We start from the raw sequence: 22,023 nt of genomic DNA, 5'->3' as shown, positions 1-22,023 counted from the left end.
GTGCAAACAATATTTGCCCTCTAAGCCCTGGAAGCAAATATCTTTTGCATACTGGCATTCCTGTCATGCGCTTGCTGGCATCAAGCCGCTGCTGAAGGCGCCGCGACAGGGGCTGCGCCGCCGTCGGCACGCTGGCGCGCGTCGGCGCCTGCGGCGCCGGAGTAGACTCGTCACACGACTCCTCTTTGCCGGAATCTCCTGTGACGATAGCGACCAAAAAAATCAGCCTGGGCCTGCAGGGCGGAGGCGCGTATGCCGCGTTCGGCTGGGGTGTGCTCGACCGCATCCTCGAGGACGGGCGCTTCGATATCGCCGCCATCAGCGCGACCAGCGGTGGCGCGATCAACGCGTCGGTGCTGGCCGACGGTTATGCGCAGGGAGGCGGGCGCGAGGGCGCGCGCCAGGCACTGCGCCGCTTCTGGCAGGCGCTCAGCGGCGCCCACATGTTCAGCCCGCTGCGGCGCACGCCGGTTGACTACTTGGCCGGCGCCGGTTCGATGCAGGCTTCGCCCGCCTATCACCTGCTGCAGATGATGAGCGGGATGCTGGCGCCGCAGTCGGCGCCGCAGTTACCCTCCATGGGCCCGCATCCACTGCAGGCGCTGCTGTCCTCGCTGATCGATTTCGAACGGGTGCGCAGCTGCGAGGAGATCCGCCTGTTCGTTCCCGCCACCAACATCCGCACCGGCAAGGCCAGGATGTTCGTGCGCGATGAACTCGACGCCCGGCGGGTGGCGGCATCGGCCTGCCTGCCGCAGGTTTTCGCCGCGATCGAGGTCGATGGCGAAGCCTACTGGGACGGCAGCTTCGTCGGCAACCCGGCGCTGTCACCGCTGGTGCGCGGCGGCGACGGATCCGACATCCTGATCGTCCAGAACAACCCCATCGCGCGCAGCAAGCTGCCGCACAGCGTGGCCGACGTCAGCAATCGCGCCACCGAAGTCGCCTTCAACATCAGCTTCATACGCGAAGTCAGCGCCATCCAGCACTTGGGAGCCGTGATCGACGAGGAGCGCGGCGAGCAGGTCCATGCTGCGGACGTGCGCCTGCACATGATCACTGGGAACGGGACGCTGTCGAACCTCGACATCTCGAGCAAGTTCAATGTCGAGTGGCCGTTCATCCTGCAGGTGCACGAGGCCGGGCGGGAGGCCGCCAGCCGCTGGCTCGACGAGCATGCCGGACAGGTCGGTGTACGCTCCACGCTCGACGCGCAGGCAGTCTACTACCCCGAGCGCGGTACGGTGGCGGGCGCCGCGGGCACCTAGCGCCGGCGCCCGCTCTGCGCAAGGCTGTTAAAATTGCAGCCTCGTCCCAAAGGCAGCTGTCGAAAGGGCTTCATTATCACTATTGAAGGATTGAACATGATCAAAGTTGGCATCGTTGGCGGAACCGGATACACGGGCGTGGAATTGCTGCGGCTGCTGGCCGTGCATCCCGATGTGCAGCTGACCGCGATCACCTCGCGCAAGGAAGACGGCCTGCCGGTGGCCGACATGTTCCCGTCGCTGCGCGGCGTCGTCGACCTGGCGTTCTCGAGTCCGGACAAGGCCGACCTGAGCCAGTGCGACGTGGTGTTCTTCGCCACCCCGCACGGCGTCGCCATGGCGCAGGCGCCGGCGCTGCTGGCGGCCGGCGTCAAGGTCATCGACCTGGCGGCCGACTTCCGCCTGAAGGACCAGGCGACGTTCGAAAAGTGGTACAAGATTCCGCACACCGCGCCCGAGCTGATCGAGGAAGCCGTGTACGGCCTGCCGGAACTGAACCGTGAGGACATCCGCGGCGCGCGCCTGGTCGCCAACCCGGGCTGCTACCCGACCACCATGCAGCTGGGCTTCTACCCGCTGCTCAAGGCCGGCATCATCGACGCGGGCAACCTGATTGCCGACTGCAAGTCGGGTGTCTCGGGCGCCGGCCGCAAGGCCGAGATCGGCACGCTGTTCTCGGAAGCGAGCGACAATTTCAAGGCCTATGGCGTGCACGGCCATCGCCATACGCCGGAAACCTCGGCCCAGCTGGCGCGCTACACCGACCAGCAGGTCGGCCTGATCTTCACGCCCCACCTGGTGCCGATGATCCGCGGCATGCACGCCACCATGTATGCGCGCCTGACCAAGGACATCGACGACGCCGCGCTGCAGGCCCTGTTCGAGAACGAGTACAAGGACAGCGAGTTCGTGGACGTGATGCCCTTCGGCTCGCATCCGGAAACCCGCTCGACCCGCGGCTCGAACATGCTGCGCATTGCGCTGCACCGTCCGGAACCGGGCAACACCGTCGTCATCCTGGTGGTGCAGGACAACCTGGTGAAGGGCGCGTCCGGCCAGGCCGTGCAGTGCATGAACCTGATGTTCGGTCTTGACGAAGCGACCGGCCTGAAGCAAGTCGCACTGCTGCCTTAAGCCAACAACGCCGCGCGGCGCACGTCCGCGCGGCCCTGCCATCCGCAGCATTCCGGCAACACGCCGATCCTCCCGATCTAGATCAAGGCCGCCCCTGTTGAGCACGGTAAATTGACCGATGCACAGGTTCAATTTGCCGCCGCGGCATTCGCCGTCGGCGTCTACCTAATTAGGGGCGAAAACATGTTCGGTCGACAACCCAAGAGCGAAATAGACAGCCTGGTCGGGATCTCGGCCCGGATCGAGGGCGATCTTTGTTTTACCGGTGGCCTGCGCATCGACGGGGAAGTGCATGGCAACGTGTATGCGGCCGACGGGGCCGACAGCATGCTGATCGTGTCGGAACACGCCCGGATCGAGGGCGAGGTGCGCTGCGCCAACCTGGTGGTCAACGGCTACATCGCCGGCGCGGTGCATTCCACGGAACTCCTTGAATTGCAGCCGAAAGGCCGCATACATGGTGATGTCCATTACCGTTTGCTCGAAATGCACGGGGGAGCCCTCGTGACCGGGAAGCTGACGCACGAACCCGCGGGCGAACCGGTGTTTCATCTGGCCGACGCCGAGGCCGGGGCGGCAGCCGGGTAGCCAACATGAGTTGCGCCAACGGTCTATAATGGGCGAAGTTCGTATTTCACGTATTTCACCAGGAGTTATTCCATGACCGCAGTCGCCGAAGTGCAAGAGCACGACACGATCCCCACGCCGATCAACTTCACCGACAGCGCCGCAGAAAAAGTTGCACAGCTGATCGAAGAAGAGGGCAATCCCGACCTGAAACTGCGCGTCTTCGTGCAGGGTGGCGGCTGCTCCGGCTTCCAGTACGGCTTCACCTTTGACGAGATCGTCAACGAAGACGACACCACGATGGAAAAGAACGGCGTCCAGCTGCTGATCGACTCGATGAGCTACCAGTATCTGGTCGGCGCCGAGATCGACTACAAGGACGACCTCGAAGGCGCCCAGTTCGTCATCAAGAACCCGAACGCCACCTCGACCTGCGGTTGCGGTTCGTCGTTCTCCGCGTAACGGCCTCCGTACGCCCGTCACTCCCCCAGGCAGCCCGGTAGGCCGGGCAGTCGACGGCCCGGTTCATCCGGGCCGTTCCTTTTGCAGCCCAGGGTAGCGGGGCTTGCCCTCTCCATGGCCCGGTACGTCCGGGCCATGTGCGTTTAGGCAGGATACAAGGCCCCGAGGATGCGCGCGCCGCGCGCGCCGGTGACGGCGGGCAGGTTGCCCGGCTGGCGCTGCATGAAGCGGTAGCCGAGCCAGGCAAAGGCCAGCGCCTCGACGCGGTTCGGCGCAATGCCGAGCGCCGCCGTCGATTCCACCCGTACGCCCCCCAGCGCCGCGCCGATCTCCCGCAACAGCGTGCCATTGCAGGCGCCGCCGCCGCACACATACACCGCATCGACCTGCGCGTCCTCGTTCCGGATCGCGTCGGCAATTGTCACGGCCGTCAGGCGGGTCAGCGTCGCCATGACGTCGCTCGGCGCGGCGTCCTCGAATCCCTTCAGCTTCGCATCCAGCCATGCGTCGTGGAACAGGTCGCGGCCTGTACTCTTGGGCGCCGGCTGGCGGAAATAGGCTTCGTCCAGCAGGGCATCCAGCAAGGGCTGGTGCACCCTGCCGCTGGCGCCCCAGGCGCCGTCCTCGTCGTAGGGCTTGCCCAGGTGGCGGCCGATCCATAGGTCCATCAAGACATTGCCCGGGCCGGTATCGAAACCGGTGACGCGGCCATCGCCACGCAGCACGCTGATGTTGCCGATGCCCCCGATGTTCACCACCACGCGCGCAGTGCCCGGCTTGCCGAAGGCGGCTTCGTGGAAGGCCGGCACCAGCGGCGCGCCCTGGCCGCCGGCCGCGATGTCGCGGCTGCGGAAGTCGGCGATGACATCGAGACCGGTCAGTTCGGCCAGCAGGGCGGGGTTGTTGGTCTGGCGGGTGAAGCCCAGTTCCGGGCGGTGGCGGATCGTTTGCCCGTGCACCGCCACCGCAGCCACCGGTCCGTCGCTCGACGGCAGCAGCTGGCGCACGCATTCGGCGTAGCACAAGGCCAGGCCGTTCGCGGCCAGGGCCTCGCGTTCGAGCTCGTTTTCGCTGGCGCCCTGCAGGGCCATCAGCTCGCGGCGCAGTTCGGCGGGGAAGGGCGTGAAAGCGGCACCCACGGTGCGGATGGCGCCGCCGGCAAAGTCGGCAAGCACGCCGTCGACGCCATCGAGGCTGGTGCCGGACATCAGGCCGATGTACAGGGAAGAAGTCTCGCTCATGTTCTCACTCGTAATAGGGCAAACCGGCATCGGTCTGCACAGCGGTTGCAAGGCGCCTGCACCCGGCGCCGACCTGCATACTAATCGGTTGAGGGCGATAGCGGAAGGTCGCTGCAAGCTTCTCCAGGCTGGCAGTCGGACAAGGGAAGAGGACCGGCAGTGATGTGATTTACCCTTGCGGCAATGACAAGAACGTGAATTTTCTACCCATACTGCATGATGACAAGTTAATAAACCGTTGTTTATAAACAGCTTTTAGTTATTGAACAGCTACCGTTTCAAAGATTTTGAAAAGTTTTGTTGTGGAAAATTGTATTTACTAGAGTAAAGTCTCTAAACCATGCATGCCGGGTTGACGTCTTGACGCCGGCCCGCTCCCGGCTGGCAACCTTGTAGACCACTTCCGCGCAGAGTAGATATGAAATTCTTCAGCGATCTTAAAATCGGTACCCGTCTCGGCAGCGCGTTCGCTGCCATCCTCGTCCTGATGGCCGTCATGCTGGCGAGCGCCCTGTGGCAGCTTGCGCGGATCGACGAGGCAAAATCCGTCATGGCAGAGACGAATCACAAGTCGAAACTCGCCGACGACTGGCTGGAGGGAATTGCGACCAACAGCGTCCGTACCCTGGCAAAAGTGAAAAGCACGGATGCAGCCGATGAGCAGTATTACGACGACGAAATGAAAGCCGTCAGTGCCCGGGTGAGCGAGGTGCAGAAAGAACTCGCATCGCTCGTGAGCAGCGAGCAGGGCAAGGCGTTGATGCAGGCGGTGGCCGAACAGCGCCAGCGCTACGCCGCCATCCGCGATGAGGCGTTCAGGCGCAAAGCCGAGCTGGGCGCAGGCCATGAAGAGCTCAAGGCCTTTGTCAACGACAAGCTGCTGCCGGAAATGAAGCGGTATGTCGGCGCTGTCGAAGAGGTGGCGGCTTACCAGAAACAGCTGTTCGATGCCGCCGACGCCAGCATCGATGCCTTGCAGGCGAGCGCAAAGCGGCTGCTCATCGCCATCGGCCTGGTTGCCCTGGCATGCGGCGCCACGTTCGGCTGGCTGCTGACCCGCAGCATCACGCGTCCCCTGGCGCGTGCCGTCGAGCTGGCCCGGCAGGTCGCGTCGGGCGACCTGACCGCCGAGATCCAGGTCTCGACGCGCGATGAGGTCGGTCAACTGCTGTCCGCCCTCAAGCGCATGAATGCCTGCCTGCTTGCGACCGTGCACGAAGTGCGCGCAGGGACCGAGACGATCGTGACCGCATCCCAGCAGATCGCGTCGGGCAACCTCGACCTGTCGTCGCGTACCGAACAGCAGGCCAGCGCGCTCGAGGAAACGGCTTCGTCGATGGAAGAGCTGACCAGCTCGGTCCGCCAGAATGCCGACAATGCACGCCAGGCCAACACGCTGGCACAGTCGGCCTCCGAAATTGCCGTGCGCGGCGGCGCCGTGGTGTCGCAGGTGGTCACCACCATGGCGTCGATCAACGAGTCCTCAAAGAAGATCGGCGACATCATCGCCGTCATCGATGGTATCGCCTTCCAGACCAACATCCTTGCGCTGAACGCCGCAGTCGAGGCGGCGCGCGCGGGCGAACAGGGCAGGGGCTTCGCCGTCGTCGCTTCCGAGGTGCGCAACCTGGCGCAACGCTCGGCCGGCGCCGCCAAGGAGATCCGCGGCCTGATCACCGATTCGGTCGCCAAGGTCGACGCGGGCGGGCGCCTGGTGGACGAAGCCGGCGCGACGATGCAGGAGATCGTCCAGGGCATCACCCGGGTGACCGATGTCATGGCCGAGATCACTTCCGCCAGCGCGGAGCAGGCGCTGGGCATCGAACAGGTCAATGCCGCGATCACCCAGATGGACGACGTCACCCAGCAGAATGCGGCACTGGTCGAAGAGGCCGCCGCCGCCGCGGCATCGATGCAGGACCAGGCGGCATCGCTGGCCCAGCTGGTGAGCACCTTCAAGGTCGACGGTGCGGCGCAGGGCCGGCGCGACAGCGCGCAAGCCTCCAGCCTGCATGCCGGTCCACGCGCCGGGCAACTGGCCCTCGCTTCGGCCTGACGTTCGCCGGGCGCTATATTCCCGCAGCCCTTGCAGGAATATAGCGCCATGGCCGCTTGACCCATCCCGGCCGACGCTTGCCTGCCGACAGCTCAGGCGCCAGCCTCCAGTCGCCAGCGATGGGAGGCGTGTGGCACACAAGCTTGCGCCTGTGCTGGTTTATCGCTCGTGCATTCCAGCAGTTTGCACTACGGCGCCGGCATCGGGTCCATATAGACGATGAGCAAGCATCGAAGCACCACTTCCTATTTTCGTAGCTGAACTGTTCGGTCATGCAGGGAAGGTGTTTTAGCGCACTTCTTTTGTGTCCGGCCGTACGCCAGTGCTCGGCGGAACAACTGCCCGATGTATTCCGCTGGACGGCAGCTGTTGCCCACGATACGGCAACAAAGCAGCGTACCGATGCGTCCGCTGATAGAGGAAAAAAGAAAACGCCCCGCGGCATCCAACGATGCGGCGGGGCGTTCTGACGTCTGGATGACGGTTTAGCGTGCAGCCATGGCGTTGCCGCTTGGCGCCATCAGCGAGAAGCGGTGGTTCATCTCGGCTGCGGCCATGCGGAAGCGGGCCAGTTCCGCCTGGCTCAGCGGCTGCTGGGCCAGCGATTTGAACTTGTTGGGATCCTGCGCCTGGCCGCCGACGCGGAATTCGTAGTGCAGGTGGGGGCCGGTCGACCAGCCGGTCGAACCGACGTAGCCGATCACCTGGCCCTGGCTGACCTTGCTGCCCTTGCGCAGGCCCGGGGCGAAGCGGCTCATGTGGGCATAGGCGGTGCTGTAGTTCGACCAGTGCTTCAGGACGACCTGGTTGCCGTAGCCGCCGCTGTTGCCGGCAAAATCGACGACGCCGTCCGCGGCTGCGCGGATCGGGGTGCCGGTGGTGGCGGCGTAGTCGACGCCCTTGTGCGCTTTCCACTTGCCCGAGATCGGGTGCACGCGCATCGAGAAGCCCGAGGAGATACGCGAGAACTCCAGAGGCGACTTCAGGAAGGCTTTCTTGAGCGACTTGCCGTCCAGGCTGTAGTAGCCGCCCTGCTTGGTCAGCGGGTCTTCATACCAGACCGCCTGGTAGCTCACGCCGCGATTGATGAACTCGCCTGCGAGGATGCGGCCGGTGTTGACCTGTTCGCCGTCGAGCCAGAAGGTCTCGTACACGACGCTGAAGCGGTCGCCGCGCCGCAGGTCCGAGCGGAAGTCGATGTTGGTGGAGAACATCTCGATGAGCTGGCCGACGACCGAATCCGGCATGCTGCCGCCGTCGACGTTCGAATCGGTGGCCGAGTACAGCGAGGTCTGGATCTCGCGCGAGCGCATTTCGACGCGACGCTCGAGCTTGGCAGGTGCCTCGGTCGCGACGAAACCGTCGCCCTTGCGCTCGACCGTGACCAGGCGGGCGTCGCCGCCCTTGCCGTCGGTGAACGTGGCGCGCATCGACAGCAGCAGGCCATTTTCATCGGTTTCGGCCTGCACGCGCTTGCCGGTCTTGAGCGACAGCAGGCGGCGGGCGGTCTTGTCGGCGCGAACGAATTTCTGGGCGTCGGCGTCGTCGACACCGAGGCGGTTGAAGAGGGAGCCGAGCGAATCGCCTGGGCGGATGCGCTCCTCGTGGATGAATTGCTGCTCGTTTTGCTGGAGGGCGGCGATCTGGTCTGCCAGGTTCGGCAATTCCAGGCTTTGCTCGATCGACGTGACCGGCATGTCGGCCGGGTCCGGTGCGATCGGGGCCACGCCGATGGCGCCGAAGGCGCACATGCTCAGGAACACGGCACCGGCGCTGACAATGCGCGCCTTGCGGGTTCGTGGCACCAGCTGGAGCAGGCTCTGACGGGTGATTTTATGTATAGGGTTCATGCAATCAGTTAAAATTTGCGGCTGAACTTCCAGGACTCTTGTTTCTTATCGTTTTGCAAAGTTTTCTGCAAGCAACAGAACAAGGATCGTGAATTATACCAAAAGAAGTGGTCCTACAACCGTCTTAGCAAATTTCCTACAGAAAAATATGACTTCTATTGCATCGTCCGGTAACGGCGCCCCGGTGAATCCTTCCGCCCCTTTGCCGCTGACGGACAAGGTGCTCGAGTCGCTGGCGATCGCCAAGCGCGGCGTCGACGAACTCCTGATCGAGAGCGAATTTGCCCAGAAGCTGGCGCGTTCCGAGCAGAGCGGCAAGCCGCTGCGCATCAAGCTGGGCCTGGACCCGACTGCGCCGGACCTACACCTCGGCCATACTGTGGTGCTGAACAAATTGCGCCAGCTCCAGGACCTGGGACACCAGGTCATCTTCCTGATTGGCGACTTCACGTCGATGATTGGCGACCCGTCGGGCCGCAATGCGACCCGCCCGCCACTGACGCGTGAACAGGTCGAGGCCAATGCCATGACCTATTTCCGCCAGGCGTCGCTGGTGCTGGACGCCGCGCGCACGGAAATCCGCTACAACTCCGAATGGTGCGACCCGCTGGGAGCGCGCGGCATGATCCAGCTTGCCTCGCGCTACACGGTGGCCCGGATGATGGAGCGCGATGACTTCACCAAGCGCTACAAGAGTGGGACACCGATCGCGGTGCATGAGTTCCTTTACCCTTTGATGCAGGGCTACGATTCGGTGGCTTTGCAGGCGGATCTTGAACTTGGAGGCACCGACCAGAAGTTCAACCTCCTGGTTGGTCGTGAGTTACAGAAAGATTATGGCCAGGAACCACAGTGCATCCTGACCATGCCGCTGCTCGAAGGCCTGGACGGCGTCGAGAAGATGTCGAAGTCGAAGAACAATTACATCGGCATCACCGAAGCCCCGAACACCATGTTCGGCAAGCTGATGAGCATCTCGGACGACATGATGTGGAAGTACTATAACCTGCTGTCCTTCCGCTCGATTGGCGACATCGAGAAGATCAGGGCCGAGGTGGCCGGCGGCGCCAACCCGCGGGATGCGAAAGTGGCGCTCGGCAAGGAAATCGTGACGCGCTTCCATTCGGCACAGGCGGCCGACGATGCGCTGGCCGACTTCGTCAACCGCTCGAAGGGCGGCATTCCGGACGACGTGCCGGAAGTCGCGCTGTCCGGCGCGCCGCTGGGCGTGGCCCAGTTGCTCAAGCAGGCCGGCCTGTGCGCCTCGACCTCCGAAGCGATGCGCATGATCGACCAAGGCGGCGTGCGCATCGATGGCGCCGTCGTCGGCGACAAGGGCCTGCAGGTCGAGGCCGGCACGTTCGTCATGCAGGTGGGCAAGCGCAAGTTCGCCCGCGTCACCTTCACGCAATGATCGGGCAGCCATGATCGGATTACTGCAGCGCGTCAGCGAGGCCAGCGTGCGCGTCGACGGCGAAGTCGTCGGTGCGATCCAGGCCGGCCTGATGGTGCTGGTCTGCGCGGAGAAGGGCGACACCGAGCGCGAAGCGGATGCCCTGCTCGCCAAGCTGCTGGGCTACCGTGTGTTTTCGGACGAGGCCGGCAAAATGAACCGCAGCCTCGCCGATACCGGCGGTGGCCTGCTGCTGGTGCCCCAGTTCACGCTGGCAGCCGACACGAAATCGGGCACCCGCCCGTCGTTTTCGCCGGCTGCCGCGCCGGAAGACGGCCGCCGCCTGTTCGATCATGTCGTGCGACAAGCCCGGGAGCGCCATGGCATCGTCGAGACCGGCAAGTTCGGCGCGGACATGAAGGTCGGTCTGGTCAACGACGGTCCGGTCACTTTCTGGCTGCAGGTTGATCCGGTCGGTGCTTCGCGCTGAATTGTGCTGCAACCCGCGTCGCCGACGAGGGTCAATAGCATGGAGGCCGGGGGGGACATATGCGAATCTGGAGCGATTCATTTACCGAGGGCGGGGCGATTCCACCCGCATATGCGTTTGCCGTCATCGATCCCGGCAGCCGCATCAGGCTGTCGAGCAACCGCAGTCCGCATCTGGCCTGGGACGACGTGCCGCCCGGCACCAAGTCGCTGGTGCTGATCTGCCACGATCCGGACGTGCCCTCCAGCGGCGACGACGTCAATCAGGAAGACAGGACCGTGCCGGCATCGTTGCCGCGGGTCGATTTTTTCCACTGGACGCTGGTCGACGTCCCGCTCTGTCTCAAGTCGCTGGCCGAAGGCATGTTTTCCGACATGGTCACGCCGCACGGCAAGCCCGGCCCGCTCGTGCCGTTCACCATCAAGAACGGTACCGAGCACCAGTTGCGCCAGGGCATAAACGACTACACCGGCTGGTTCGCGGGCGACCCCGACATGGCTGGCGAATACTACGGCTATGATGGCCCGTGCCCGCCCTGGAACGACGAGCGCGTGCATACCTATGTCTTTACGCTGTATGCGCTCGACATTCCGCGCCTGCCGCTGGAGGGGCGCTTCACCGGCGCCGAACTGCGGCTGGCGATCCGCGGCCATATCCTGGATGAAGCGCGCACCTTCGGCGTGTATTCGCTGAACCCGGATGTCGCCGCGAGCTTGTAGCTTATTTTCAGCGCTATTATTCAATCAACACCGCCCCGAGGTTCGGGCGAACGAACCTCATGCTTTCCAACGACAACGCCACACGCCCCACTACCATTCTCCTGATCCGGCATGGCGAGACTGCCTGGAATGCCGAAAAGCGGCTCCAGGGACACCTCGACATCGCCCTCAACGCCGAAGGCGAGCGCCAGGCGGCGCTGCTCGCTGCCGCGCTGGCATCGGAAACGATCGACCACATCGTTTCCAGCGACCTGCTGCGGGCTCGTCAGACTGCCGAAGCCATCGCCCGCGTGCGCGGCGCCGAGGTCGGTACCGATCCGCTGCTGCGCGAACGCTGTTATGGCGGTTTCGAAGGCTTGTTGTACAGCGAGATCGCAGCCCGCTTTCCGCTGGAGTTTGCAGCCTGGCAGGCGCGCGACGTCGATGGTGTCCTGCCGGCGGGCGCGAACCGGGGCGAGACCTTCCGCGAGTTCTTCGACCGCGCCACCGGCGCGATCCTGAAGCACGCGGCGGCGCATCCGGGCAAGACCCTGGCGCTGGTGGCGCACGGCGGCGTGCTCGAATGCGCCTACCGCATGGCGCTCGGACTGTCGCTGGAGACGCCGCGCGACTTCAAGGTGCTCAATGCGAGCGTGAACCGGTTCGTGGTGGAGGAGGGCGCGCTGAATCTGGTGAGTTGGGGGGAGGTTGCGCACCTTCAGCCTGCAGTGCTGGACGATGTGGGGTAAGCGGTTTCGGTAGGTAAATTGGATCCCGGCCTTCGCCGGGATGACGTTCTACTGCTGTCCAGGCAAGCAAACGCAGTTGCTGTTCCATCGTGAGCCGAAAAACCGTCGTGCCCGTCACTGGCGGCCGCCGCTCCCGGCACAGGCCGCAATCCAGTTGTGTTGCGTAATAGCACCGTTACCTTGCCCCGTAGCTGTCTACCCCCACTCTCCGCCCCTGCCAATATCACACGCACAACAGTACCGAAAAATTCTGCCGCTATTTTGAGCAACGATTGAGGTAAAATAATAGGTTCCCCGAGAAACTTCTTTGACTTTCTGCTGTGCAAATCGGACCTTATATCCTGCGTAATAACGTCTTCGTCGCTCCCATGGCCGGGGTGACGGACCGCCCGTTCCGCCAGCTGTGCAAGCAACTTGGCGCCGGCTACGCCGTGTCCGAGATGGCGGCGTCGAACCCGCGCCTGTGGGCCAGCGAAAAGACGTCGCGCCGCACCGATCACACCGGGGAAATGGAACCCAAGGCAGTCCAGATCGCCGGCGCGGACCCGAAGGACCTGGCCGACTGCGCGAAGTTCAACGTCGAGCGCGGCGCCCAGATCATCGACATCAACATGGGCTGCCCGGTCAAGAAGGTGTGCAACAGCTGGTGCGGTTCCGCGCTGCTGCAGCACGAAGACCTGGTCGAGCGCATCCTGCATGCCGTGGTGGAGGCGGTCGACGTTCCGGTGACGCTGAAGTTCCGCACCGGCTGGGATCGCCAAAACAAGAACGCTCTGCGCATCGCGCGCATGGCGGAGCAGGCCGGCATCCAGATGCTGACCCTGCACGGCCGCACCCGCGCCGACGGCTACAAGGGCGAGGCCGAATACGACACCATCCGCGACGTCAAGGCGGCGGTGAAGATTCCGGTGGTCGCCAACGGCGACATCACCACGCCGGAAAAGGCCAGGTTCGTGCTCGACTACACGGGGGCCGACGCCGTCATGATCGGCCGCGCGGCCCAGGGCCGCCCCTGGATCTGCCGCGAGATCGACCATTACCTGCGCACCGGCGAGCACCTGCCGGCCCCGCTGGTGGAAGAAGTGCGCGCCCTGATGAACGAACACCTGCCGGCCCACTACGCCTTCTATGGGGAGTTCATCGGCGTGCGTTCGGCCCGCAAGCACATCGGCTGGTACGTGGAGGACCTGCCGGGCGGCGAAGCATTCCGCCAGCGCATGAATTTGTTGGAATCGACTGCCGAGCAACTGGCGGCGGTCGACGCCTTTTTCGAATCGCAACTCGAGCATGGCGAGCGGTTACAATACCGGCCCGCGCCGCCTCCCGCGCACCGTGCCGACGCGGCGATGGCGGCATAAATCAAGCAGCAACAGCAAAAAAACAATTAGAAAAACGGGGACACGCTGCGTCAGCAGCGGCAATCATTAACCAGGATGAAGCAGCAGAGAACATGAGCAAAGAAAGTATCCAGGAAGTCGTCCAGAAGAGCCTCGAGGACTATTTCAACGATCTGGGCGAGCAGAAGCCGACGAACATCTACGACATGATGGTCCTGACGGTCGAAAAGCCGGTCCTCGAAGTGGTCATGACGCGCGCCGACGGCAACCAGTCGCACGCGGCGCAGATGCTGGGCATTAACCGGAATACTTTGCGCAAGAAACTGCAAGAGCACGGACTGCTCTAACCCGATTGCATGGCGTGGCCGTGCGTGTGGGCGCGGCCGGCAACAGGTCCGCGCGCCCGGACGCCCGAATTCTCAACAACAGGCCTCACCATGATCAAACAAGCACTGATTTCCGTTTCCGACAAAACCGGCGTCCTCGACTTCGCGAAGGCCCTGGCCGGCCTCGGCGTCAATATCCTGTCCACTGGCGGCACCGCCAAGTTGCTGCAGGAAAACGGTGTGCAAGTCACCGAAGTTGCCGACTACACCGGTTTCCCGGAAATGCTCGACGGCCGGGTCAAGACCCTGCACCCGAAGGTGCACGGCGGCATCCTGGCGCGCCGGGACCTGCCCGAGCACGTCGCCAAGCTCGACGAGCACGGCATTCCGCAGATCGACATGGTGGTGGTCAACCTGTACCCGTTCCAGCAGACCGTTGCCAAGGACGAGTGCTCGCTGGAAGACGCGATCGAGAACATCGACATCGGTGGCCCGACCATGCTGCGCTCGGCCGCCAAGAACCACCGCGACGTGGTCGTCATCGTCGACCCAAGCGACTATGGCGTCGTGCTGGCCGAGATGAAGGGCACCGGTACCACCGCCGGTCCGGTCAGCTACGAGACCAAGTTCCGCCTGGCCAAGAAAGTGTTCGCGCATACCGCGCAATACGACGGCGCGATCACCAACTACCTGACCAGCCTGGGCGAAGACCGCGCGCACGCGACCCGTTCGAGCTACCCGCAGACCCTGAACATGAGCTTCGAGAAGGTGCAGGACATGCGCTACGGCGAGAACCCGCACCAGGGCGCCGCCTTCTACCGCGACCTGGTCGCCATCCCGGGCGCGCTGGCCAATTACCGCCAGCTGCAGGGCAAGGAACTGTCGTACAACAACATCGCCGACGCCGACGCGGCCTGGGAGTGCGTCAAGTCGCTCGGTGGCCTCGGCCAGCCGGCCGGCTGCGTGATCGTCAAGCACGCCAACCCGTGCGGCGTGGCGATCGGCGTCGATGCGCTGGACGCGTACACCCGCGCGCTGCAGACCGACCCGACCTCGGCTTTTGGGGGCATCATCGCCTTCAACGTCGAAGTCGATGGCCGTGCGGCCGAGGCGCTGGCCAAGCTGTTCGTCGAAGTGCTGATCGCACCAGGCTTTACCGACGAAGCGCGCCAGATCATGTCGGCAAAGCAGAACGTGCGCCTGCTGGAAATCCCGCTGGGCGAAGGCCAGAACGCCTTTGACCTCAAGCGCGTCGGCGGCGGCGTGCTGGTGCAGGCGCCGGACGCGAAGAACGTCGGCCTGGGTGAACTGCGCGTGGTCAGCAAGAAGCAGCCGACCCAGCAGCAGCTGCAGGACCTGATGTTCGCATGGCGCGTGGCCAAGTTCGTCAAGTCGAATGCGATCGTCTTCTGCGGCAACGGCATGACCCTGGGCGTCGGCGCCGGCCAGATGAGCCGCATCGACTCGGCCCGCATCGCCTCGATCAAGGCGCAGAACGCCGGCCTGTCCCTGAGCGGTTCGGCGGTGGCCTCGGACGCCTTCTTCCCGTTCCGCGACGGGCTGGACGTGGTGGTCGATGCGGGCGCGACCTGCGTGATCCACCCGGGCGGCTCGATGCGCGACCAGGAAGTGATCGATGCGGCGGATGAGCGTGGCGTGGTGATGCTGTACACGGGTACCCGTCACTTCCGTCACTGATCTGGCAAAAATTGGGTCCCCGCCTTCGCGGGGACGACGTTGTTTTGGTTTGCGGTTGAATTCCAGCTAACGACTTTGTACCGCTAACGGTAAAACCGTCGTGCCCCCAAAGGCGGGAACCCAATTTTCTCAACCCACCACTAACGTTCGCCAGAACCACAAAGGCAACGCCACTGTGTTTTTGCACAGTATTTTTCCCACGAACACTCTCCAGCCGTATATCATTCCACAATGATTATCCTCGGCATCGACCCGGGCCTGCGCACGACGGGCTTCGGCGTCATCGAAAAACACGGCACCAAGCTGCGCTACATCGCGTCCGGCACCATCAAGACCGGCCTCGAGGGCGCCTTGCCGCCGCGGCTCAAGGTCATCCTGAACGGCGTCGGCGAAATCGTCTCCGCCTACCAGCCCACCTGCGCGGCCATCGAAAAAGTCTTTGTGAACGTCAACCCGCAATCGACGCTGCTGCTGGGCCAGGCGCGTGGCGCGGCCATCACGGCCCTGGTCGGCGCCGACCTCGACGTGGCCGAATATACGGCAGTGCAGGTCAAACAGGCCGTGGTCGGCACCGGCAAGGCCGCCAAGGCGCAGGTGCAGGACATGGTGGCGCGCTTGTTGAAACTGCCGGGCCTGCCCGGCACCGACGCCGCCGACGCGCTCGGCGTGGCGATCTGCCACGCCCACAGCATGGACACGCTGTCGATGATCGGCGCGCTGTCGCCCACCGCGCCCACGCTGCGCATGAAACGCAGCCGCCTCGTTTAAAGAACAATAGGAAAACACGATGATCGGTCGTCTCTCCGGAATCCTGCTTGAAAAAGCCCCGCCCCACGTGCTGGTGGACTGCAACGGCGTCGGCTACGAAGTCGACGTGCCAATGAGCACCTTCTACAACCTGCCGCACACCGGCGAAAAGGTGGTGCTGTTCACCCACCTGGTCGTGCGCGAAGACGCGCACCTGCTGTTCGGCTTCGGCACCGCCTCCGAGCGCGCGCTGTTTCGCCAGCTGATCAAGATCACCGGTATCGGCGCGCGCATGGCCTTGTCGATCCTGTCGGGCATGACCGTGGCCGAGTTGTCGCAGGCCGTCACGCTGCAGGAAACCGGCCGCCTGGTGAAGGTCCCCGGCATCGGCAAGAAGACCGCCGAGCGCCTGCTGCTGGAACTGAAGGGCAAGCTGGGCGCCGACATCGGCGTGGTCGGCGGCGCCGTGCGTGACGACGCGCAGGCCGACGTGCTCAATGCGCTGGTCGCTTTGGGGTATTCTGACAAGGAAGCGCTCCTGGCGATCAAGAACATGCCAGCGGGTTCGAGCGTCTCCGACGGCATCAAGTTCGCACTGAAGGCACTGTCCAAGGGGTGAGCAGGGGTTTCGCGCGGCACGCCGCGCGCCTGCGCACCGGGCCTGCCATGCAGGGCAGGCCGTGGTCAACTGATTGGTTTTTTTATTTCCATTGATGAGCATCCAGACCGACAATTTCACCGAGCACCGCGTCATCGACGCGGCGCCGGCCTCGCCCAACGAGGAGGCGATCGAGCGCGCCTTGCGTCCGAAGCAGCTCGAAGAGTACGTCGGCCAGGAAAAGATCCGCGACCAGCTCGAGATCTTCATCAGCGCCGCGCGCAAGCGCCGCGAAGCGCTCGACCACACGCTGCTGTTCGGCCCACCGGGCCTGGGCAAGACCACGCTGGCGCACATCATCGCGCGCGAGATGGGCGTCAACCTGCGCCAGACCTCCGGCCCGGTGCTGGAGCGCCCGGGCGACCTGGCCGCGCTGCTCACCAACCTCGAGCCGAACGACGTGCTGTTCATCGACGAGATCCACCGTTTATCTCCGGTGGTCGAGGAGATCCTGTACCCGGCGCTCGAGGACTACCAGATCGACATCATGATCGGCGAGGGCCCGGCCGCGCGCTCCGTGAAACTCGACCTGCAGCCCTTCACGCTGGTCGGCGCCACCACGCGCGCCGGCATGCTGACCAACCCGCTGCGCGACCGCTTCGGCATCGTCGCGCGCCTGGAGTTCTACAACGTCGCCGAGCTGACCAAGATCGTCGCCCGCAGCGCCGCGCTGCTGGAAGCCCCGATCAACGAGGAAGGCGCGCGCGAAGTGGCCAAGCGCGCCCGCGGCACGCCGCGCATCGCCAACCGCCTGCTGCGCCGCGTGCGCGACTACGCCGAAGTGAAGGGCACCGGCGAGATCACCGTCGAGATGGCCGACCGCGCCCTCAAGATGCTCGACGTCGACACGGTCGGCTTCGACGTCATGGACCGCAAGCTGCTCGAAGCCGTGCTGTTCAAGTTCGCCGGCGGCCCGGTGGGCATCGGCAACCTGGCGGCGGCGATCGGCGAGGCGGCCGACACCATCGAGGACGTGCTCGAACCCTACCTGATTCAGCAGGGCTATTTGCAACGCACCCCGCGCGGGCGCATCGCCACGCCGCTCGCCTACCAGCACTTCGGCGTCGCGGCGCCGCGCATCAGCCCGACGGGCGACCTGTGGGACAACCTTCCACCCGGCTGAAGCTTCCACCGCGTTTCCTCGCATGACAATTGTCATGCCAAACCGATGGCGCCTGCTTCTACCGGCGCCATCGCCGTTTTCGCATACTGGCTGCACACCAACCCATGCGAGGAACGTATGAAGCCCACCGCCCTGAAAGCCCTGTCCGCCGCTGCCATCCTGATGCTGGCGGGCGCCACCACCGCCGCTCCCACCCTGGTCCAGGACGTGCGCGTCTTCGACGGCGAGCGCGTGCACGAGCGGCGCTCGGTCCTGTTCGACAAGGGCGTCATCGTCGACGCCGATTACCGAGGCCCGGCGCCGGGCGATGCGCGCGTCGTGAACGGCGCCGGCCGTACGTTGCTGCCGGGCCTGATCGACGCCCACACCCACGCCTTCCGCCATGCCGAGCTGCCGGTGCTGTTCGGTGTGACGACCCAGGTCGACATGTTCACCGAGGTCGGCATGATGAAGAAAGCCAAGGGGGAAATGGCGCAGGGCGGGAACCACCGCCACGCCGACCTGTTCTCGGCCGGCACCCTGGTCACCGGCCCGAACGGCCACGGCACCCAGTTCGGCATCCCGATCCCCACCATCACGGGGCCGGAACAGGCCCAGGCTTTCGTGGACGCCCGCATCGCCGAAGGCTCGGACTTCATCAAGATCGTCGTGGAAGGCGGCCATGGCTTCAAGCCGCTCGACCTGCCTACCGCCAGGGCCGTGATCGCGGCGGCGCACAAGCGCGGCAAGCTGGCGGTGGTTCATATCGGTAACGAGCTCGATGCGCGCGCCGTGCTCGAGGCCGGCGCCGACGGGCTGGTGCACCTGTTTCCGGGCGAGTCGGCCGATGCCGAAGGGCTGGCGCGGCTGGCGGCCAGTCGCGGCGCCTTCGTGATCCCGACCTTCGCGGTGCTGGAGAGCATGGCAGCGTACCGCGGCGACGACCTGCTCGCCAACCCGGCCTTCGCCGGCCTGCTCGACAAGGATGCGCAGGCACCGCTCAAGGCGCGTTACGGCACCAAGGTGCGTCCAGCGCTGCTGGTCGCGCCCAAGCTTGTGACCGCGGCGCTGGTCAAGGCGGGCGTGCCGGTGCTGGCCGGGACCGATGCCGGCAATCCGGGCACGCAGTACGGCATTAGCATGCACCGCGAACTGGCTGCGCTGGTGGAGGCCGGCTTGACTCCCGCGCAGGCGCTGGCCGCCGCCACCAGCGCACCGGCCAGGGCATTCAGGCTGGGCCAGCGCGGACGCATCGCCAAGGGCTACAAGGCCGACCTGCTGCTTGTCGAGGGCAACCCGGCGGCCGATATCCGGGCCACCCGCCAGATCGTCGAGGTCTGGAAGGATGGCGAGAGCGCCAAGAGCTTGCTCGACGCCCAGCGCCGCAAGGTGGCGCAGGCCGTCCAGGCCGAAGGAAAGCCGCTGGCGCTGCCGGCGGACGGCCGCATCAGCCAGTTCAGCGAACAGCGCCTGGCCAGCCCCTTCGGCATGGGCTGGGGGCCGTCCACCGACAGCTTCGCCGGCGGCAAATCGACCGTGAAATTGGCCGTGCAGCCGGCACTGCCGGATGGCCAGGTACCGCTCGCGATCGAGGCGAAGGTCGAACCGGGCCTGCCTTTCGCCTGGGCCGGCGTGGCCTTCATGCCGGGCACCCAGCCGATGCAGTCGGTGAACCTGAGCGGCGTCCAGGCCGTGCGCTTCAAGGCACGCGGGGACGGCAAGACCTACCAGATGATCGCGATGTCGCAGGGCGTGCAGATCCCGGGCGCGAAAGCGTTTACCGCCGGACCGGAATGGCTTGACGTGACGATTCCCTTCAGCGACCTCAAGGGCATCGATCCGGCAGCGATCACCATGTTAGGATTCAACGCCGGTCCGCAGCCGGGCGACTACCGCTTCGAGATCGCCGACGTGCGCCTGCTGCAGCGATAGGCCAGCCCTGAACCACCAACCGGATAAAAGCAATGAACAAGATCGGGCAAGGGATGAAGAGAATCTGGACGGGGCCATGGACCCCGCCCGAACTGGGCAAGATGCCGTACTTCTGGCTGCTGAGCCTTGCCTACCTGGGCTGGAAGTACGTGTACGTGGCGCCAAGCGCGTTCGAGCTGGCCATGCTGGCCCTGACGCTGGCGCTGTTCGTGCCGCTCTACTTCGCCAGCTACTGGGCGCGCGGCTGGCAGGTGGCGGCCTGCATGCTGGCGGGCTGCCTGATCGGCGCCGTCTGGGTGCGCTGGAACATCGGCGCCGCCACTTTCTTCATCTTCGCTTGCGCCATGGCCGCCCGCATCGTGCATTTCCGGCATGCCATGCTGGCGATCGCCGGCGTGATCGCCCTGGGCCTGCTCGCGTCCCTGCAGGTGTCGCATGCGCAGATGCGCTTCATCTTCCTGATGCCGCTGCTGACCGCTGGGCTGCCGGTGGGGATGGGGGCCTTCATGGATGCCCGCCTGCGCCGCTCGCGCCAGGAGCTGCTGCGCAAGCAGGAAGAGGTCGAGCACATGGCCACCATCGCCGAGCGCGAACGCATCTCGCGCGACCTGCACGACCTGCTCGGACATTCGCTGTCCCTGATTGCGCTGAAGGCGGAACTGGCGCGCAAGCTGGCGCAGCGCGACCCGGATGCCTGCGGCCGCGAGATCGGCGACATCGAAACCTGCGCGCGCCAGGCCCTGGCCGAAGTGCGCGCCGCCGTCACCGGCTACCGCGAGAGTGGCCTGGCCAGCGCATTGGCGAGCGCGCGCGCCAGCCTGGCGGCGGCCGACGTTCAGATGGAGGAAAAGGTCGAACGCTTCGCGCTGGCGCCGGCCGCCGAGAACGTGGTGGCGCTGGCGCTGCGCGAAGCGGTCACCAACGTCGTGCGCCACGCCGGGGCCAGGCGCTGCAGCGTTTACCTGGGACTGGAGCAGGGCGTGGCCGTGCTGCGGGTCGCCGACGACGGCCGGGCGCGCAGCGAAGCCGACATCCGGCACGGCAACGGCCTGTGCGGCATGCGCGAGCGCGTGCAATCGGTCGGCGGCAGGCTGGCGGTACGCGCGGGCGCCGGCCCGGGCCTTCATCTCGAATTGCGCATTCCCGCCGAAAGTACGACATGAGCCACCCCATGATCCGCATTCTCCTGGCCGAAGACCAGAACCTCGTCCTCGGCGCGATGGCCGCGCTGCTGCGGCTCGAGCCGGACTTCGAGGTCGCCGGCGCCGCCACCAACGGCAAGGAAGCGCTGGCGCTGTGCGAGCAGCTTGCGCCCGACATCGTCCTGACCGACATCGAGATGCCCCTGATGACCGGGCTGGAGCTGGCGGCGCAGCTGAAGGAGCAGCGCCTGCCGCCGAAGGTCATCGTGGTGACCACTTTTGGCCGCAGCGGCTACCTGCGGCGCGCGCTGGAAGCGGGCGTGCGCGGCTACCTGCTCAAGGATGCGCCGGTCGATGCGCTGGCCAGCGCCATCCGCGCGGTGCATGCCGGTGGCCGCGCGATCGCCCCCGAACTGGCGCTCGAGAGCTGGAGCGGCGGCGGCGATCCGTTGACCGAACGCGAACGCCAGGTCTTGCGCCTGGCGGGCGAAGGACGCAGCAGCGGCGAGATCGCGCGCCAGGTGCACCTGTCCGAAGGGACGGTGCGCAACTACCTGTCCGAAGCGATCAGCAAGCTCGGCGCCGCCAACCGCGTCGAGGCCTACCGCATGGCGCGCGACGCCGGCTGGCTGTAGGGTTCGGCCGCGGCCCCGTCCGGCTGCGGCTTGCGTTTCGGGGTGTGCATCAGCGGATAGACAAAGCTCATGTACAGCACCAGCGTCAGCACCATCAGGAAGCCGCATACCCGCAACAGCATGGGATGGCCGCCGTGCCAGACGACGGTGGCGCTGGCGGCGAAAGGCATCTTCATCAGGAGCGAGGCGAGCGAGCGCAAGGCCGGCGAGCGGCGCATCCGGTGCCCGGCCAGGCCGATCACGAAATAGCCGCCGGCCGCGAGCAGCATCCCCGCCAGCATGACGAAGGGTTCGGCGATATCGGGAATGGCGTGCGCGACGGAGCGCAGCAGCAGGGGCGGATGGATGAGGGCCATCACCCCTGCCAGGAGGCTGAGCAGGCGGAGGTAACGCAGTGCGCGGCCCCGCACGACGGGACGCGCCGGATTGGGAACGCTCATCGGTATGCGGATGTGCAAAGCAGGCCAGGCCGGTCGTGCTTCGACGATAGCACACTCGCGCATGCCCCGCCTGCCGCACCTGCCACCAGGCGTGCGGG

Annotated in this window: 21 protein-coding genes; 18 read left to right on the top strand and 3 right to left on the bottom strand. The window is 65.3% G+C overall.

The window, feature by feature from the left end; all coding sequences use genetic code 11:
* Positions 1-200: 200 nt before the first annotated feature.
* From ACFFJK_RS05835 to erpA, 4 genes are all read left to right on the top strand, one after another.
* Positions 201-1,268: a patatin-like phospholipase family protein gene (locus ACFFJK_RS05835; RefSeq protein WP_379678213.1), complete on the top strand. Its 1,068-nt coding sequence runs from the start codon at positions 201-203 to the stop codon at positions 1,266-1,268.
* Positions 1,269-1,364: 96 nt separating this feature from the next.
* Positions 1,365-2,402 (top strand): N-acetyl-gamma-glutamyl-phosphate reductase, encoded by a 1,038-nt coding sequence (argC, locus tag ACFFJK_RS05830; protein ID WP_379678212.1) that lies wholly within the window; start codon positions 1,365-1,367, stop codon positions 2,400-2,402.
* A 183-nt stretch (positions 2,403-2,585) separates the two neighbouring features.
* On the top strand, positions 2,586-2,990 hold the full coding sequence (locus ACFFJK_RS05825; RefSeq protein WP_379678211.1) for a bactofilin family protein: 405 nt from the start codon (positions 2,586-2,588) through the stop codon (positions 2,988-2,990).
* A gap of 72 nt (positions 2,991-3,062) precedes the next feature.
* A complete protein-coding gene (gene erpA / locus ACFFJK_RS05820; RefSeq protein WP_379678209.1) occupies positions 3,063-3,431 on the top strand; it encodes an iron-sulfur cluster insertion protein ErpA in 369 nt (122 codons plus the stop codon).
* Between the two features lie 143 nt (positions 3,432-3,574).
* Here erpA and ACFFJK_RS05815 read toward each other — a convergent pair whose 3' ends face one another.
* On the bottom strand, positions 3,575-4,672 hold the full coding sequence (locus ACFFJK_RS05815) for an anhydro-N-acetylmuramic acid kinase (protein ID WP_379678208.1): 1,098 nt from the start codon (positions 4,670-4,672) through the stop codon (positions 3,575-3,577).
* A 418-nt stretch (positions 4,673-5,090) separates the two neighbouring features.
* Between ACFFJK_RS05815 and ACFFJK_RS05810 the strand changes: the two genes are divergently transcribed.
* Positions 5,091-6,728 carry a methyl-accepting chemotaxis protein gene (locus tag ACFFJK_RS05810; RefSeq protein WP_379678207.1) on the top strand — a complete coding sequence of 546 codons (1,638 nt, stop codon included), beginning with the start codon at positions 5,091-5,093 and terminating at the stop codon, positions 6,726-6,728.
* 485 nt (positions 6,729-7,213) lie between these two features.
* Here the strand turns inward: ACFFJK_RS05810 and ACFFJK_RS05805 are convergent, their stop codons facing one another.
* On the bottom strand, positions 7,214-8,578 hold the full coding sequence (locus tag ACFFJK_RS05805; protein WP_379678206.1) for a M23 family metallopeptidase: 1,365 nt from the start codon (positions 8,576-8,578) through the stop codon (positions 7,214-7,216).
* 148 nt (positions 8,579-8,726) lie between these two features.
* Here ACFFJK_RS05805 and tyrS point away from each other — a divergent pair, with 148 nt between their 5' ends.
* From tyrS to ACFFJK_RS05740, 13 genes are all read left to right on the top strand, one after another.
* A complete protein-coding gene (tyrS, locus tag ACFFJK_RS05800) occupies positions 8,727-9,992 on the top strand; it encodes a tyrosine--tRNA ligase (RefSeq protein ID WP_379678205.1) in 1,266 nt (421 codons plus the stop codon).
* A 10-nt stretch (positions 9,993-10,002) separates the two neighbouring features.
* Complete coding sequence (dtd, locus tag ACFFJK_RS05795) at positions 10,003-10,461, top strand: D-aminoacyl-tRNA deacylase (RefSeq protein ID WP_379678203.1); 459 nt, start codon at positions 10,003-10,005, stop codon at positions 10,459-10,461.
* Positions 10,462-10,520: 59 nt separating this feature from the next.
* Positions 10,521-11,180 (top strand): YbhB/YbcL family Raf kinase inhibitor-like protein, encoded by a 660-nt coding sequence (locus tag ACFFJK_RS05790; RefSeq protein ID WP_379678202.1) that lies wholly within the window; start codon positions 10,521-10,523, stop codon positions 11,178-11,180.
* Positions 11,181-11,239: 59 nt separating this feature from the next.
* The gene (locus ACFFJK_RS05785) at positions 11,240-11,908 is read left to right on the top strand and encodes a histidine phosphatase family protein (RefSeq protein WP_379678201.1); all 669 of its coding nucleotides are present in this window, start codon (positions 11,240-11,242) and stop codon (positions 11,906-11,908) included.
* A gap of 320 nt (positions 11,909-12,228) precedes the next feature.
* Entirely contained in the window at positions 12,229-13,266 is a 1,038-nt protein-coding gene (gene dusB / locus ACFFJK_RS05780; protein ID WP_379678200.1) for a tRNA dihydrouridine synthase DusB, read from the top strand.
* Positions 13,267-13,358: 92 nt separating this feature from the next.
* Positions 13,359-13,592: a helix-turn-helix domain-containing protein gene (locus ACFFJK_RS05775; protein ID WP_027865797.1), complete on the top strand. Its 234-nt coding sequence runs from the start codon at positions 13,359-13,361 to the stop codon at positions 13,590-13,592.
* A gap of 90 nt (positions 13,593-13,682) precedes the next feature.
* Positions 13,683-15,269 carry a bifunctional phosphoribosylaminoimidazolecarboxamide formyltransferase/IMP cyclohydrolase gene (gene purH / locus ACFFJK_RS05770; RefSeq protein WP_379678199.1) on the top strand — a complete coding sequence of 529 codons (1,587 nt, stop codon included), beginning with the start codon at positions 13,683-13,685 and terminating at the stop codon, positions 15,267-15,269.
* Positions 15,270-15,500: 231 nt separating this feature from the next.
* Complete coding sequence (gene ruvC / locus ACFFJK_RS05765) at positions 15,501-16,037, top strand: crossover junction endodeoxyribonuclease RuvC (protein ID WP_379678198.1); 537 nt, start codon at positions 15,501-15,503, stop codon at positions 16,035-16,037.
* Between the two features lie 19 nt (positions 16,038-16,056).
* A complete protein-coding gene (gene ruvA, locus ACFFJK_RS05760) occupies positions 16,057-16,635 on the top strand; it encodes a Holliday junction branch migration protein RuvA (RefSeq protein WP_379678197.1) in 579 nt (192 codons plus the stop codon).
* Between the two features lie 94 nt (positions 16,636-16,729).
* The gene (gene ruvB, locus ACFFJK_RS05755) at positions 16,730-17,797 is read left to right on the top strand and encodes a Holliday junction branch migration DNA helicase RuvB (RefSeq protein ID WP_379678196.1); all 1,068 of its coding nucleotides are present in this window, start codon (positions 16,730-16,732) and stop codon (positions 17,795-17,797) included.
* Between the two features lie 117 nt (positions 17,798-17,914).
* Positions 17,915-19,708, top strand: a complete 1,794-nt coding sequence (locus tag ACFFJK_RS05750) for a CIA30 family protein (protein WP_379678195.1) — start codon at positions 17,915-17,917, stop codon at positions 19,706-19,708.
* Between the two features lie 32 nt (positions 19,709-19,740).
* The gene (locus ACFFJK_RS05745) at positions 19,741-20,871 is read left to right on the top strand and encodes a sensor histidine kinase (RefSeq protein ID WP_379678194.1); all 1,131 of its coding nucleotides are present in this window, start codon (positions 19,741-19,743) and stop codon (positions 20,869-20,871) included.
* Positions 20,872-20,879: 8 nt separating this feature from the next.
* Positions 20,880-21,485 (top strand): response regulator transcription factor, encoded by a 606-nt coding sequence (locus ACFFJK_RS05740; RefSeq protein WP_379678193.1) that lies wholly within the window; start codon positions 20,880-20,882, stop codon positions 21,483-21,485.
* Here the strand turns inward: ACFFJK_RS05740 and ACFFJK_RS05735 are convergent.
* The gene (locus tag ACFFJK_RS05735) at positions 21,452-21,925 is read right to left on the bottom strand and encodes a hypothetical protein (protein WP_379678192.1); all 474 of its coding nucleotides are present in this window, start codon (positions 21,923-21,925) and stop codon (positions 21,452-21,454) included. The two genes, ACFFJK_RS05740 and ACFFJK_RS05735, sit on opposite strands and share 34 nt — an antisense overlap.
* Between the last annotated feature and the right edge of the window lie 98 nt (positions 21,926-22,023).

It is taken from the genome of Massilia consociata, from assembly GCF_042432755.1.
GTDB lineage: Bacteria > Pseudomonadota > Gammaproteobacteria > Burkholderiales > Burkholderiaceae_D > Telluria > Telluria consociata.
Note: the sequence above shows the minus strand (reverse complement) of the source record. Positions and strands in the feature narration are given on the sequence as shown.

Coding starts and splice junctions, on each gene's coding strand:
- argC (WP_379678212.1), top strand. CDS start 1,365: ATGATCAAAGTTGGCATCGTTGGCGGAACCGGATACACGGGCGTGGAA.
- ACFFJK_RS05825 (WP_379678211.1), top strand. CDS start 2,586: ATGTTCGGTCGACAACCCAAGAGCGAAATAGACAGCCTGGTCGGGATC.
- erpA (WP_379678209.1), top strand. CDS start 3,063: ATGACCGCAGTCGCCGAAGTGCAAGAGCACGACACGATCCCCACGCCG.
- ACFFJK_RS05815 (WP_379678208.1), bottom strand. CDS start 4,672: ATGAGCGAGACTTCTTCCCTGTACATCGGCCTGATGTCCGGCACCAGC.
- ACFFJK_RS05810 (WP_379678207.1), top strand. CDS start 5,091: ATGAAATTCTTCAGCGATCTTAAAATCGGTACCCGTCTCGGCAGCGCG.
- ACFFJK_RS05805 (WP_379678206.1), bottom strand. CDS start 8,578: ATGAACCCTATACATAAAATCACCCGTCAGAGCCTGCTCCAGCTGGTG.
- tyrS (WP_379678205.1), top strand. CDS start 8,727: ATGACTTCTATTGCATCGTCCGGTAACGGCGCCCCGGTGAATCCTTCC.
- dtd (WP_379678203.1), top strand. CDS start 10,003: ATGATCGGATTACTGCAGCGCGTCAGCGAGGCCAGCGTGCGCGTCGAC.
- ACFFJK_RS05790 (WP_379678202.1), top strand. CDS start 10,521: ATGCGAATCTGGAGCGATTCATTTACCGAGGGCGGGGCGATTCCACCC.
- ACFFJK_RS05785 (WP_379678201.1), top strand. CDS start 11,240: ATGCTTTCCAACGACAACGCCACACGCCCCACTACCATTCTCCTGATC.
- ACFFJK_RS05775 (WP_027865797.1), top strand. CDS start 13,359: ATGAGCAAAGAAAGTATCCAGGAAGTCGTCCAGAAGAGCCTCGAGGAC.
- purH (WP_379678199.1), top strand. CDS start 13,683: ATGATCAAACAAGCACTGATTTCCGTTTCCGACAAAACCGGCGTCCTC.
- ruvC (WP_379678198.1), top strand. CDS start 15,501: ATGATTATCCTCGGCATCGACCCGGGCCTGCGCACGACGGGCTTCGGC.
- ruvA (WP_379678197.1), top strand. CDS start 16,057: ATGATCGGTCGTCTCTCCGGAATCCTGCTTGAAAAAGCCCCGCCCCAC.
- ruvB (WP_379678196.1), top strand. CDS start 16,730: ATGAGCATCCAGACCGACAATTTCACCGAGCACCGCGTCATCGACGCG.
- ACFFJK_RS05750 (WP_379678195.1), top strand. CDS start 17,915: ATGAAGCCCACCGCCCTGAAAGCCCTGTCCGCCGCTGCCATCCTGATG.
- ACFFJK_RS05745 (WP_379678194.1), top strand. CDS start 19,741: ATGAACAAGATCGGGCAAGGGATGAAGAGAATCTGGACGGGGCCATGG.
- ACFFJK_RS05740 (WP_379678193.1), top strand. CDS start 20,880: ATGATCCGCATTCTCCTGGCCGAAGACCAGAACCTCGTCCTCGGCGCG.
- ACFFJK_RS05735 (WP_379678192.1), bottom strand. CDS start 21,925: ATGAGCGTTCCCAATCCGGCGCGTCCCGTCGTGCGGGGCCGCGCACTG.